General features: G+C 50.5%; 13 protein-coding genes. 1 reads left to right on the plus strand and 12 read right to left on the minus strand.

The genetic code is table 11. From position 1 onward, the window contains the following. Positions 1-15: 15 nt before the first annotated feature. The 9 genes from fabG to GIW82_RS04370 all read right to left on the minus strand — a co-directional run bounded on the left by fabG (position 16) and on the right by GIW82_RS04370 (position 10,274). Positions 16-762: a 3-oxoacyl-[acyl-carrier-protein] reductase gene (gene fabG, locus GIW82_RS04330; RefSeq protein WP_154748660.1), complete on the minus strand. Its 747-nt coding sequence runs from the start codon at positions 760-762 to the stop codon at positions 16-18. Further along, a complete protein-coding gene (gene fabD, locus GIW82_RS04335) occupies positions 759-1,694 on the minus strand; it encodes an ACP S-malonyltransferase (RefSeq protein ID WP_154748661.1) in 936 nt (311 codons plus the stop codon). Before fabD ends, fabG begins: the two co-directional genes overlap by 4 nt. Further along, positions 1,691-2,683 (minus strand): phosphate acyltransferase PlsX, encoded by a 993-nt coding sequence (plsX, locus tag GIW82_RS04340; protein ID WP_154748662.1) that lies wholly within the window; start codon positions 2,681-2,683, stop codon positions 1,691-1,693. Before plsX ends, fabD begins: the two co-directional genes overlap by 4 nt. Then, on the minus strand, positions 2,680-3,264 hold the full coding sequence (fapR, locus tag GIW82_RS04345) for a transcription factor FapR (protein WP_370455997.1): 585 nt from the start codon (positions 3,262-3,264) through the stop codon (positions 2,680-2,682). The genes plsX and fapR overlap by 4 nt, the downstream gene beginning before the upstream one ends. A 90-nt stretch (positions 3,265-3,354) precedes the next feature. Next, the gene (gene recG, locus GIW82_RS04350; protein ID WP_370456166.1) at positions 3,355-5,397 is read right to left on the minus strand and encodes an ATP-dependent DNA helicase RecG; all 2,043 of its coding nucleotides are present in this window, start codon (positions 5,395-5,397) and stop codon (positions 3,355-3,357) included. Further along, entirely contained in the window at positions 5,387-6,286 is a 900-nt protein-coding gene (gene sdaAA / locus GIW82_RS04355; RefSeq protein ID WP_154748664.1) for an L-serine ammonia-lyase, iron-sulfur-dependent, subunit alpha, read from the minus strand. The genes recG and sdaAA overlap by 11 nt, the downstream gene beginning before the upstream one ends. A 15-nt stretch (positions 6,287-6,301) precedes the next feature. Next, entirely contained in the window at positions 6,302-6,964 is a 663-nt protein-coding gene (gene sdaAB, locus GIW82_RS04360; RefSeq protein ID WP_154748665.1) for an L-serine ammonia-lyase, iron-sulfur-dependent subunit beta, read from the minus strand. A gap of 1,279 nt (positions 6,965-8,243) precedes the next feature. Continuing rightward, the gene (locus tag GIW82_RS04365; protein ID WP_154748666.1) at positions 8,244-9,893 is read right to left on the minus strand and encodes a DAK2 domain-containing protein; all 1,650 of its coding nucleotides are present in this window, start codon (positions 9,891-9,893) and stop codon (positions 8,244-8,246) included. 18 nt (positions 9,894-9,911) lie between these two features. Further along, the gene (locus GIW82_RS04370; RefSeq protein ID WP_154748667.1) at positions 9,912-10,274 is read right to left on the minus strand and encodes an Asp23/Gls24 family envelope stress response protein; all 363 of its coding nucleotides are present in this window, start codon (positions 10,272-10,274) and stop codon (positions 9,912-9,914) included. Between the two features lie 220 nt (positions 10,275-10,494). On the opposite strand from GIW82_RS04370, the gene rpmB reads away from it, so the two are divergent. Continuing rightward, a complete protein-coding gene (gene rpmB / locus GIW82_RS04375; RefSeq protein WP_154748668.1) occupies positions 10,495-10,683 on the plus strand; it encodes a 50S ribosomal protein L28 in 189 nt (62 codons plus the stop codon). A gap of 61 nt (positions 10,684-10,744) precedes the next feature. On the opposite strand, the gene GIW82_RS04380 is transcribed toward rpmB, so the two are convergent. Genes GIW82_RS04380 through rsgA form a run of 3 tightly spaced genes read right to left on the minus strand, consistent with a single transcriptional unit; the run spans position 10,745 to position 12,937 of the window. After that, the gene (locus GIW82_RS04380; RefSeq protein WP_370455998.1) at positions 10,745-11,386 is read right to left on the minus strand and encodes a thiamine diphosphokinase; all 642 of its coding nucleotides are present in this window, start codon (positions 11,384-11,386) and stop codon (positions 10,745-10,747) included. Beyond that, positions 11,383-12,048 carry a ribulose-phosphate 3-epimerase gene (gene rpe, locus GIW82_RS04385; protein ID WP_154748669.1) on the minus strand — a complete coding sequence of 222 codons (666 nt, stop codon included), beginning with the start codon at positions 12,046-12,048 and terminating at the stop codon, positions 11,383-11,385. Before rpe ends, GIW82_RS04380 begins: the two co-directional genes overlap by 4 nt. After that, on the minus strand, positions 12,041-12,937 hold the full coding sequence (gene rsgA, locus GIW82_RS04390) for a ribosome small subunit-dependent GTPase A (RefSeq protein ID WP_154748670.1): 897 nt from the start codon (positions 12,935-12,937) through the stop codon (positions 12,041-12,043). Before rsgA ends, rpe begins: the two co-directional genes overlap by 8 nt. Positions 12,938-12,939 lie beyond the last annotated feature (2 nt).

The following is a 12,939-nucleotide window of genomic DNA, read 5'->3' on the forward strand; positions in this document are numbered from 1 at the left end:
ATACAAGAGAATCTTTTACATGACCATACCGCCGTCAAGATGCAACGTCTGTCCTGTCATATAGGATGCTGCATCCGATGCAAGGAACAGGACCGCTGATGCCACTTCGGACGGCTTTCCGAAACGGGCAAGCGGAATCTGTGCAAGCATCGCCTGTTGGATGTCGTCGTTCAGTCCATCGGTCATATCAGTCGTGATAAAGCCCGGGGCGATAGCATTCGCAGTAATCCCGCGGCTTGCCAGCTCACGTGCAGTCGTTTTTGTCAGTCCGATAACGCCTGCTTTCGCCGCCACGTAGTTTGCCTGTCCGGCATTCCCCATGACGCCGACGATCGATGCGATGTTGATGATGCGGCCCGAACGCTGCTTCATCATTTGACGAGTTACAGCCTTCGTACAAACGAAGACGCCTTTCAAGTTCGTGTTGATGACGTCATCCCACTCATCGTCTTTCATACGCATCATCAAGTTGTCGCGTGTGATGCCTGCGTTGTTCACGAGAACATCTACGGAACCGAATGCCTCTAACGTTTTCGTGACTAATTCTTTCACTGCGTCTGAATCTGATACGTTCGCTTTAACCGCGATGGCTTTGCCGCCCTTGCCTTCGATTTCAGCTACGACCGCTTCCGCTTTGTCCTGACTGCCGCTATAGTTCACGACCACATTCGCGCCAGCTGTTGCGAATGAACGGGCGATTTCCGCTCCGATTCCGCGCGAACCCCCAGTGACGATCGCTGTCTTCCCTGTCAAATCCATCATTTCGCCAACTCCTCAACCGCTTTTTCGAATGACTCAAGATCAAAGACCGGCACTGTTTTCACAGAACGATCTATTTTCTTCACTAATCCGCTCAATACTTTCCCTGGTCCGATCTCGACGAACACTGTCACGCCAAGGTCGATCATTTCGCGCACTGACTGTTCCCAGCGAACCGGAGAGTACATTTGACGTATAAGCAGGTCCTGAATCTGTGCTGCAGCCGTTTCGCTTTCCGCATTGACGTTGGAAATGACCGGCACTGCCGCGTCTTCCAATGCCAGGCTGCTCAATACTTTCGCCAAGTTTTGTGAAGCTGGACGCATTAATTCAGAGTGGAACGGTCCACTCACATCGAGTGGAATCGCACGTTTCGCACCGCGCTCTTTTGCGACGATACACGCTTGCTCAATGCCTGCATTCGTTCCGGAAATGACGATTTGCCCCGGGCAGTTTAAGTTCGCTAACTGGACGACGCCGTGTGAGTCCGTCACTTCATTCGTGACTTTCTCCAATTCCACCGCATCCATTCCAAGAATCGCTGCCATCGTCCCTTCACCTGCTGGAACAGCTTCATTCATGAACAAGCCTCTTTTATGTACAGTTTCCACAGCTTGCTCGAATGTCATCACGCCGGATGCTACAAGTGCGCTGTATTCCCCTAAGCTATGGCCGGCTGTGTAGTCCGGCTTAATGCCAAGACGGCTGAACCGCTCCGTGATCATGCTTGACACTGTCAGAAGTGCCGGCTGTGCATGATATGTCAATGTCAAATGCTCTTGTGGACCTTCGTTCATCATATCCGCGAGCTTAATGCTCAAAACCTCATCAGCTTTCGTGAAAAAAGACGCGCTAACCGGATCTTCCAGAAAGCTTGCGCCCATCCCGACCGTCTGGGAACCTTGTCCTGGATAAATAAATGCGATTTTCGTCATTCGGCTTTCTCCTCTGTAATCGTTTTGTATATCACGCCCGTTACATCGTGCTCCACCATCGTCTGGGTCTGCCGGATGGCATTGAATATCGCATTGGCATTAGATGAGCCGTGCGCTTTGATGACAGGAGCTTTCAATCCGAATAGTCCGGCGCCGCCGTATTCGCTGTAGTCAAGCATGCCTTTCAAACCACCAAGCTGATCTTTGACGAGCAACGCCGCCACTTTCGTCTTGGCCGATGATTTGAAGACGTCTTTGATCATGGCGAAAACGTTCATCGCCGTGCCTTCGATCGTCTTCAATACCATGTTTCCTGTGAAGCCATCTGTTACGACAACGTCGGCTGCGCCGTTCAACAAGTCCCGCGACTCAACATTCCCGATGAAATTAATCGGCGCTTGCTGCAGGAGCGGATACGCTGTTTTCGTCAGCTCATTGCCTTTTTTCTCCTCAGTTCCGATGTTCAACAAACCGACCGTCGGATTTTCGATTCCGCGTACTTTCGCTGCATAAATACTTCCCATGATAGCATATTGCACAAGGTGCTCAGGTCTAGCTTCCGCATTCGCCCCCATGTCCAGCATGACAAATCCTTTACCATCGGTCGTCGGCAGTGTTGGCGCTAGTGCCGGTCGGTCAACCCCATCAATCCGTCCAACAATGAACAAGCCGGATGACATCAAAGCACCCGTGTTGCCCGCAGAAACACACGCATCCGCACGTCCTTCTTTGACAGCCGTCGCCATCTGAACCATCGAAGCATCTTTCTTACGACGGACCGATCTTACCGGGTCGTCTTCCGCTTCAATTATTTCTTCACAGTGGATAACGTTCAGTCTTGCATGCTCTCGCAAGTAAGGCTGCATCTTTTCCTGATGGCCGTAAAGCTCGACCTCTAAGTCTGTGAACTCGTCGAGCGCCTTCAAGACACCAGCGACGATTTCCTTCGGAGCGTTGTCCCCGCCCATTCCATCTACTGCAATTTTCATTTTAATCCACCTTCACTTTGTTCCGTCATACGGTACATCTCGAATGTCCCGATCAACACCGTCACTTGATCGACTGAAGAAACAACCTTGACGAATGCCCGGTTCTTCTCTTCCTGTCGTTCGATGACCTGCGCTTTCGCGACCACTCGCTGCCCGGATGAAACGGGCCGGATGAACTGCAATTCCGATTTGACCGTCAATGCCAGCTCATCGTTCATGACTGCAACCGCCAACGAGTTTGCCTGTGCAAACAAGTGGTGGCCTCGCGCGATTTTATTGCGCTGGAATACATGCTCAGGTTTGACGTCAAAAATGGAAATGGCGCGTTCATCCAATTCAATATCGATAATCTCTCCGATCACTTCATCGATCGGCAATGATTTCACTTCATCATCGAATGTTTTTACCGCTACGTGCTTGATACGTTCGCGCAATTCCGGAATCGATAATTCCATCCGGTCAAGCCGGATTGTCTGGACGCTCACATCAAATGCAGCTGATAACTCTTCATCCGTCACAAAAGGGTTTTCTTTGATCAATGATCTCAATTCTTCCTGCCGTTGCTTTTTCGGCTTTTTCACATTGTCACCGCCCGATATTAGCACTTGGTACTAATATGAGTATATAAACAACAAAAAAAGAATGCAAGGAAAAAATGATTCCTTGCATCCTTAATCAAGTCTTCCGGTCGAAAGTGCACCGGATTGTTCAATGCGCGAACGCAAACATGCCGTTTGTTCCGACTGCCAGAAAAAGTCGCTGGCGATCAATTTCTCCGCATCCGCCCGTGCCGTCTCAAGCACCCGGTAATCGTGGATCAAATCCGCCATCTTGAATTCCGGCACACCGCTCTGCTTGCGGCCGAAGAAGTCTCCCGGTCCGCGCAGCTGTAGGTCTTTCTCCGCTAAAATGAAGCCATCGTTGGTCTCAGTCATAGAGCTCATCCGCTCCTTGCCGACTTCCGTTTTCGGATCGGCAAGCAGGATACAATACGACTGTGCACTGCCACGTCCGACGCGTCCGCGCAATTGGTGCAGCTGCGACAAACCGAACCGCTCAGCATCGTAAATGAGCATGAACGACGCATTAGGCACGTTGACCCCAACTTCGACGACGGTCGTCGAGACGAGAACCGCGAGTTCCCCTTCGGCAAAACGGCGCATCGTCTCTTCCTTCTCGTCCGGATGCAGCCTGCCGTGCATCAGCCCGACTTCGAACTTGCCTTGGAAATAGACGGACAGCTGCTGGTACAAGTCCACCGCGTTTTGGTAATCGAGCTTCTCCGACTCTTCAATCAACGGCGCGATGACATATGCCTGCCTGCCGGAAGCGAGCTCTTTTTCCATGCGTCCGACAATTTTCCCAAACATCTCTTTTTTCATCCAGTAGGTCTCGATTTCTTTCCGTCCTGCCGGCATTTCATCGATGATCGACACATCCATCTCACCGAACGCCGAAATCGCGAGCGTTCTCGGAATCGGCGTCGCCGTCATGAAAAGAACGTCCGGGTGATACCCTTTGTCTTTCAGGACACGGCGCTGTTCCACGCCGAAACGGTGCTGCTCATCCGTGATGACCAGTCCGAGACTCTTGAATTTCACATCCGGCTGGATCAGTGCGTGCGTCCCGATCAACAGATCGATATTCCCGGCTTCCAACTGTTCCAGCAGCAGACGCCGCTTCTTGCCTTTCACCGAACCGGTCAACAGTGCTGTTGTCACACCGAACGGCTCGAACCATTCGGACAGTGTCGTGGCGTGCTGCTCCGCTAAAATTTCGGTCGGCGCCATGAGCGCACCTTGCTCGCCTGCAGTGACCGCTGCATATAAGGAAATCGCCGCAACGACCGTCTTCCCGGATCCGACATCTCCTTGTAGCAATCGGTTCATCCGGTAAGGCTCCAGCAGATCTTTACAAATTTCGTTGACGACCCGTTTCTGGGCATCCGTCAAACTGAACGGCAATTTCGCAATGAACCCTTTTAGTCTTTCCAAATCATATTCCAAACGAGAACCTGGTTCTTCTTCCCGATTTTTCTTCTTCAACGCCTGCATCTTTAATTGGAAAATGAGTAGCTCTTCGTAGACGAAACGTCTTCGCGCTTGCTTCAACGCCTGCCCGTCCACCGGAAAGTGGACAGATTCGAGCGCTTCTCCAAGATCCGCTAATTGATAACGTTGCCGCATCTCAACCGGCAAGCAATCTTCGAGTTCATTCTTTGTCTCGTCAAGCGCTTGTCGCATCCACTTGCGAAACGTCTTTTGGCGAAGCGTGCCTTTCAAGCTATACACTGGTTCAAAGTCCGATTCTGCACTTTTCGGTCCGACCGAGTGATGCTGGACCGTAATCATTTGACGGCCACGATCCCATTTACCGGACAGCGTGACCATTTCACCGATATGCAGTTTCCCTTTTACGTAGTGCTGATTGAAAAACACAGCCTTGATCAAATGGCGACCGACGAGCACGCGTACGGTTGTACGGGATTTATTTTTCCCTAAAAAAAGGACGGAAGGCTCACTTTCGACCCTTCCCTCCACTGTCACCCGTTCGTTATGTGGGGTGTCCGCCAAATCTTTCAGCTGAAAATCTTCATGGCGGTACGGAAACGTGAGAATCAAATCTTCGACCGTTTCGATCCCCATCTCACTAAGCGTCAGCAACGCTTGCTTCCCGATTCCTTTCATCGTGGCGACGGATTGGTTACTGGCCACTGCCGACGACAGCTCCGCCAAAGATCTTGCGCTCCAACCATTTACCGGTCGGCGTCGCTGCAAGACCACCTTTTGCCGTTTCGCGCAATGCACTCGGCATCGACTGGCCGATCTCGAACATCGCACCGATGACTTCGTCACATGGGATGCGGCTCGTCACGCCTGCAAGTGCCATATCCGCTGCGACAACCGCATTGGATGCGCCCATCGCATTCCGTTTCACGCAAGGCACTTCCACTAATCCCGCCACTGGATCGCAGACAAGTCCAAGCATGTTCTTCATCGTGATTGCAAATGCTTCAGAGCTTTGCTGTGGCGAGCCGCCAGCCATCTCCACGATAGCCGCCGCTGCCATTGCTGCAGCTGATCCGACTTCCGCCTGACAGCCACCAGCAGCGCCTGAAATCGAAGCGTTATTCGCGACGACAAAACCGAATGCACCGGAAGTGAACAGATAACGGATCATTTGTTCACGTGTTGGCTTCAATTTATTTTGCACCGCAAACAAGGTCCCCGGCACCACTCCTGCAGAACCTGCAGTCGGTGTCGCACAGATTGTTCCCATCGCTGCGTTCACTTCGTTCGTCGCGACCGCTTTACTGACCGCGTCTAAAAGTAAATCACCAGACAACGTATTGCCCCGATCGATATACGCTTGCAACAGAACTGCGTCTCCACCCGTTAAACCTGAAACAGATTGAACACCTTTCAGTCCTTTTTCGACCGCTTCTTCCATGACCGTCAAGTTCCGGTCCATCTGTTTCATGATGTCGTCGCGGCTGCGATCCGTCATCATCATTTCCTGCTCGATCATAATTTCGGAGATCAGCTTGTTTTCCTGCTCAGCTCTCTCCACCAATTCCCTGACATTACGGAACAAAGCTTCCATCAAAATCTCTCCTTTTTAATCCGCAATTCGCGTGACTTTCGTGATGTTCGGAAGTTCCGACAGTTCTTCCAGGATCGGCAAATCCACATTCTGATCGACTTCGATAACCATCAATGCCATGCGTCCCCGTTCTTTTCGTGAAACTTCCATATGTCCAATGTTGATGTCGTATTTATATAAACAATTCGCTACGTTCGCGATACAGCCGGATCGATCATCATGTACAACGAGGATCGCCGGGTGATTCCCTGACAGCCGCAACTCAAAACCGTTCAATTCCGTGATTTCGATCTTGCCTCCACCGATTGAAATGCCGACGATTGACATTTCCGATGTGTCATCCCCGACGACGATGCGCGCAGTGTTCGGATGGTCGACATGGCCGGATTCCGGAATGAATTCATAGGACATTCCTGCGCGGTCAGCTTCTTCGAAAGCGGTTTTGATCCGCTCATCGAATGTGTCGTAATCTAGCAGTCCTCCGACGATCGCGACGTCTGTGCTGTGCCCTTTGTACGTTTCGGCAAACGAGCCGTAAAGATGGATTTTTGCCCATTTTGGCTGCCTGCCAAAGAGGTCGCGCGCGACGCGTCCGATGCGCGCTGCTCCTGCTGTGTGTGATGATGATGGGCCGACCATGACTGGCCCAATGATATCAAATACTGATTTGAACTTCATAACCGCTCAAACCCCTTCCCCCAATGTATGTTCCTGCATTTCATTTTACATGATTTTGTCATTTAAACAAAGCAATGCAGGATGGGGGTGGGAGATTAGGCTGGGAATATACGAAATTGCGTAGGTCTTCGTGCGTGAGAGTGATAGGTGTCGCGTGGGAATCCGCTGCGTCGCTTCGGACAGGGCTCCCGGAAGAAGCCAAGCTGAAGAACGCTCGTCTCCTTCCTTCGCCCAGTCCAAACCACCTCCTCCGCTGGGTGTTGTGGGAGAAGTGGGAGTGAGGTGGAATTTTCATTTCATTCTATTGTTGGTATTGAGTTGAATGTTTGGGCGGCTGACTGCGTAGGCCGCCCGGGTTCTAATCTAGTGAGTGTAAAAGAAAGAGCGAGTGTCGCGTGGAATCCGCTGCGTCGCTTCGGACAGGGCTCCCGGAAGAAGCCGAGCTGAAGAACGCTCGTCTCCTTCCTTCGCCCAGTCCAAACCACCTCCTCCGCTGGGTGTTGTGGGAGAAGTGGGAGTGAGGTGGAATTTTCATTTCATTCTACTGTTGGTGTCGAGGTAAATGTTTGGGCGGCTGACTGCGTAGGCCGCTGTGGTTCTGAGTTTGATAGTAGAAAAGCTAGAGCAGACGTCTCCTTCTTAGTCAGTGGTACAAAAAAAGGCGTATTTTCTATCTTTATTCTACAATATGCGGCATTTCCAGCTTGAGGTACGACATTCATTCTTCTGCTCGCTCATTTTCAAGAGTGAAAAATTTGAGTCGCGACTAGTTTATGTTGAGTCGCGACTGCAAGTGCCTGAGTCGCGATTAAATTCTGTGAGTCGCAACTAAATCCAGAATCAGCATGAAAAATGAACACATCCGCTACTATGCGACACCTTCTGCTAGAATGCGACGAAGGCTGCTATGCTTTAATCATCCAAATCACTAGTATTAGACTCCATTCCCTTTATCGAACGAGCTGATCCGGAATGGAAGAGCGAGCACGTTGGAGGGGGGAAACTAAGACGAGACCCCGCAGGTTGCGATAGCAACCGAGGAGGCTCGGCTCAGCGCCTCTAACGTGCGAAGCTCTGAAATGTAGGTCAGCCGGTCTCCATACATTCCCCCCTCCTTTCACTCTAACACCTCAGCCGGTCTCTGATTAAGTCAATCTCAACGGAAGAAATGCAGGTCAGCCGTTATCCAGCTAAGTCAATCCCTCTCTATTTCGAATAAAAGCAAAGAATCACCCACGCCTTGTCGACATGGGTGATTCCTGATTAGACCGGCCCATACTCACTCAACTGACAGGATGAATGGGTAAAGCGGCTGCTTGCCGTTGTGGATCTCGACCTCGATGTCGCCGTTTAAGGACTCGATGAAGCTGCCGAGTTGTTCTGCTTGTTCTTCTGTTGCATCTTCGCCGTAGAGGATCGTCGCAATTTCAACTTCTTCGTCGACCAGCTGTTTCACGAGTTCTTCTGCAACTGTTTTCAGGCTCTTGTCAGCGATCATGATCTTGCCGCCTGAAATGCCCATGAAGTCATCTTTTTTGATTTCGACGCCGTCAATCGACGTGTCACGTACTGCATATGTCACTGAACCGGATTTCACAAGTTGTGAAGCCGAGCTCATTGATTCTTTGTTTTCATCGACAGAAGCAGATGGATTGAAGGCTAGAAGCGCCGCCATTCCTTCCGGCACGTCTCTTGTCGGCACGACTGCCGCTTCGATGCCTGCTACTTCAGCTGCTTGTTGAGCAGCCATGACGATATTTTTATTGTTCGGCAGGATGATAGCGCGTTCTGCACCGACCGCCTTGATCGCCGTAACGATGTCTTCCGTGGAAGGGTTCATCGTCTGGCCGCCTTCGATGACGTAAGAAGCACCGATCGAGCGCAACAATTCTGCAACGCCTTCGCCCATTGCGACAGTGATGATTGCATATGGATGCTTCAGGCCTTGCTGCTGTGCCGCTTCCGGTTTTTCGCCGACGATGTCGATGTGCTGCTGGCGCATGTTCTCGATTTTCATCGAGATCAAGCTGCCGTATTCCTGACCGTATGTAAGCACTTTGCCCGGTTCTTCGGAATGGATATGGATTTTCGCAATTTCGTCATCCGCGATGACAAGCAGGGAATCTCCGTAAATGCTCAAGTCATTACGAAAAGCGTCTTCGTTGAATGATTTTTTGCCATCTTCGAATTTGACCATGAATTCTGTGCAGTATCCGAATTCGATATCCGCTGTATCCATGAAGCTCGCAATGTTCTTATGGTGCTCAGCTGAGACCATTTCATCCATGATGCCGCTAGTTTCTCTTTCTGGAAGCGCTTCGCCTTTCAAGCTCGCCAAAAAGCCTTCGTAAACATAAACAAGGCCTTGCCCGCCGCTGTCGACCACACCGACTTCTTTCAAGACCGGAAGCAGGTCCGGCGTGCGTTCGAGTGAAGCCTTCGCTTCGACAACCAATGCTTCGAAAAGAACGATGATGTCTTCCTCATTTTCGGAGACTTCCATCGCTTTCGCTGCAGCGTCTTTCGCCACTGTCAAAATTGTTCCTTCCACTGGCTTCATGACCGCTTTGTATGCCGTCTCGACGCCGTGCTGGAATGCTTCCGCCAGCTGGCGTGCAGACAACTCGTCAAAGTCCGTTACATATTTCCCGAAACCGCGGAAAAGTTGCGACAAGATGACACCGGAGTTTCCTCGCGCACCCATCAATAGGCCTTTCGATAGCGCTGCAGCCGTTTGGCCTAAGTGTTCTCCTGCATTCGCTTCCGTTTCCTTCGCACCTGATGTCATCGACAAGTTCATATTCGTTCCCGTATCGCCGTCAGGCACCGGAAAGACATTCAATGCATCCACGTAATCCGCGTTCTGATACAGATGATGAGCACCCATCTGCACCATTTCTGCGAATTGTATACCATTTAATGACTTCATAACAGACATTTCCTCCTCTTACGGGTTCGTCACACGAACTCCCTGCACATAGATATTCACTGCTTTCACAGTCATACCCAGTGTCTTCGTAATTGTATATTTTACTTTGGACTGGACTTGATAAGCCACTTCCGAGATCTTCGTTCCATAGCTGACGATGACATACATATCAACCATCAAATCGCCATCTTCCTGGCGCACGATCACACCTTTTGCAAAGTTTTCCTTGCGCAGGATGTCCGTAAGCCCATCACGGATCTGGTGTTTGGTCGCCATGCCGACAATTCCGTAGCATTCAATGGCTGCACCGCCTGCTATTTGGGCGATCACGTCATTGGAAATATCGATTTGACCATATTCATTCGTTAATTCAATCGACATTGACAATTCCTCCTTGAGTCCTATTTCACTTCTTACATTCTACATCAAACTGCTTTATATTAAAAGTAACCGTTTTGGGGTGTAAAGGTTTTTTTCTTGAAAGGTTGTCTAAATCGGTTGCAAAGCGATTTTGTCTATGGTAAATTATTAAAGTATGTGAAACGAAAACGAACTGAAATGCTATTATAATTTTCAGCTTCACTTGTGAGGAGGGACTTACATGCCTAAAGTATGTGCAATCAGCGGTCGCAAAGCTCGTTCTGGAAACACTCGTTCACACGCGTTGAACTCGTCAAAACGTACATGGGGAGCAAACCTTCAAAAAGTTCGCATCCTTGTAGACGGTAAACCGAAACGTGTATGGGTTTCTGCAAGAGCATTGAAATCAGGAAAAGTTGAACGCGTTTAATCTGCGTTCTTGAAAAAAGCCGATTTGGACTCCGTGTCCAGATCGGCTTTTTTTGTTTTCTTTAAATGTCGCTGCTTTCGATCATCAAACAATTCCCCCGGCCGATGACGACCATTCCTTCGCCGTCCAGTTCATTCGACACGAAACGGGTCGAGCCGAACGGGATCGTCTCGTCCACGACTTCATATTTGAAGCCCTTCAAATGAAAACCTTCGATCGCCTCGCTGAACGGATAAAACGAAATATATTTATAAGCTGGATCGCTCCCGACTTGATGCTCACCAATGCTGAGAAAACGGAGCCGGTTCCGGTAGTTGACGATTTCGAACGCCACATCCGAATAGCGCTCTTGGTAGTTGTAAACTGCGTGGAGCGCGCTCATGTAATGGTCGAGCCGGCCACCGGTAACTCCGATTACGGTGATGTGGTTCCCGCCAAGTTCGACAGCTTTTTGCAACGCCAGTTCTGTATCAGTTTCGTCTTTTTCGGCAGACACTTTCTCCAAATCCGGAAACATTCCACGTAGATGTTCATATTCCGCGTCTGACACCGAATCGAAATCCCCCACGACCGCAACCGGGTGAACCCCTTTTTCCAGAAGCGTCATACAGCCTGCGTCGACGCCGACGTATGAAACATCCTCCCATAGAGAAAAGTCCGGCAGCTCTGCTGCCGGCCCTCCTGCTGTGATGACGATCTTCACGCCAGCGCCTCTTGTCCTGCACGCTTAATGCGTGTCAAAGCTGCTGCGCGGTCTTCTTGGTTATAAATCGCAGAACCTGCAACAAAGACGGTCGCGCCCGCTTCTGCACATGGGACGATCGTCTCGGCATTGATGCCTCCGTCGATCTCGATTTCAATGTCCAAGCCTTTTTCATCGATGATTTTTTTCAATGCCGCCACTTTCGGCACAACAGAATGAATGAACTTCTGTCCGCCGAAGCCTGGGTTCACAGTCATGAACAAGACGACATCGATGTCTTCCAGCACGTGCTGGATTGTTTCGATCGGTGTATGTGGATTCAAGACGACTCCCGGCTTGACACCGAACGAACGGATCAGCTGAAGTGTACGGTGCAGGTGCGGACATGCTTCCACGTGTACCGTGATGATGTCAGCGCCCGCTTTTGCGAATGCTTCGATGTAACGATCTGCGTTCTCGATCATCAAATGGACGTCGAGCGGCAACTCGGTCAATGGACGAAGTGCATCCACAACAATCGGTCCCATCGTAATGTTTGGAACGAAATGGCCGTCCATGACATCGATGTGGATCCAGTCCGCTCCTGCGGCTTCGACGTCTTTCACTTCTTGTCCCAATTTCGAGAAATCTGCTGCTAAAATGGAAGGTGCAATTTTAATCATTGGAATACCTCGGCTTTCGTTCTGTAATTTCTTCAAGAAACTTTACATAATGATCATATCGGTAAGTGGAGATTTCCCCGTCTTCGACTGCCCGTTTCACTGCACATTTCGGCTCGTTCGTATGGAGACATTCCCGGAATTTGCAACCGCCGGAACGCTCCGCCATTTCTGGGAAGCACGCGGATAGCTGTTCTTTGTCCAGCATGTCGAAGTCGAACGAACTGAAGCCCGGCGTATCCGCCAGCAATCCATCACCGACTTCGATCAGCTCCACGTGGCGAGTCGTATGCTTCCCACGGTTGAGCGCTTTCGAGATGTCATCCGTCTTCAACTGAAGTTCCGGGAGCAGCGTGTTAAGTGCTGTCGACTTCCCGACACCAGATTGCCCCGCCAGCACACTGACTTTCCCCTCGAGAACAGGTAAGATTCGTTCTGCAAGCTTCGGATCTCCTTTGAACGTCTCGATCACTTCGTAACCAATTTTGCGGTAATCTTCGCTGTACTGCACAATCGCCTGCTTCTCGTCATCTGCCAGTAAATCGATTTTTGTCAGCAAGATGACCGGTTGGATATTATGCGCTTCGATCGCCGTCAAGAAACGGTCAAGGAGGAGCGGATGAAAGTCCGGTTGCTTCGCAGAGAATACAAGCAAGGCTTGATCGATATTGGCGATTGGCGGACGTACCAATTCATTATCCCGCTCGTGGACGTGCATCAGCACGCCGTCCGATCCTTCTTCGACTTCGTAATCGACCCAGTCTCCGACAAGCGGATGGACTTGCCTGTTGCGGAAGACGCCGCGCCCCCTGCACTGGATGTTGCGTCCGGTTTCTTTATCGTAAACGTAGTAAAACCCGCTTAGCGCTTTTCGAATCTGCCCTTTCGGCATAA

The organism is Planomicrobium sp. YIM 101495 (assembly GCF_009707665.1).
In the GTDB taxonomy this organism is placed as follows: domain Bacteria; phylum Bacillota; class Bacilli; order Bacillales_A; family Planococcaceae; genus Planococcus.

What these genes read in the sequence shown, in the direction of transcription:
- fabG (WP_154748660.1), bottom strand. Translation starts at nt 762, where the DNA reads ATGATGGATTTGACAGGGAAGACAGCGATCGTCACTGGGGGTTCGCGC.
- fabD (WP_154748661.1), bottom strand. Translation starts at nt 1,694, where the DNA reads ATGACGAAAATCGCATTTATTTATCCAGGACAAGGTTCCCAGACGGTC.
- plsX (WP_154748662.1), bottom strand. Translation starts at nt 2,683, where the DNA reads ATGAAAATTGCAGTAGATGGAATGGGCGGGGACAACGCTCCGAAGGAA.
- sdaAA (WP_154748664.1), bottom strand. Translation starts at nt 6,286, where the DNA reads ATGGAAGCTTTGTTCCGTAATGTCAGGGAATTGGTGGAGAGAGCTGAG.
- sdaAB (WP_154748665.1), bottom strand. Translation starts at nt 6,964, where the DNA reads ATGAAGTTCAAATCAGTATTTGATATCATTGGGCCAGTCATGGTCGGC.
- GIW82_RS04365 (WP_154748666.1), bottom strand. Translation starts at nt 9,893, where the DNA reads ATGAAGTCATTAAATGGTATACAATTCGCAGAAATGGTGCAGATGGGT.
- GIW82_RS04370 (WP_154748667.1), bottom strand. Translation starts at nt 10,274, where the DNA reads ATGTCGATTGAATTAACGAATGAATATGGTCAAATCGATATTTCCAAT.
- rpmB (WP_154748668.1), top strand. Translation starts at nt 10,495, where the DNA reads ATGCCTAAAGTATGTGCAATCAGCGGTCGCAAAGCTCGTTCTGGAAAC.
- rpe (WP_154748669.1), bottom strand. Translation starts at nt 12,048, where the DNA reads ATGATTAAAATTGCACCTTCCATTTTAGCAGCAGATTTCTCGAAATTG.
- rsgA (WP_154748670.1), bottom strand. Translation starts at nt 12,937, where the DNA reads ATGCCGAAAGGGCAGATTCGAAAAGCGCTAAGCGGGTTTTACTACGTT.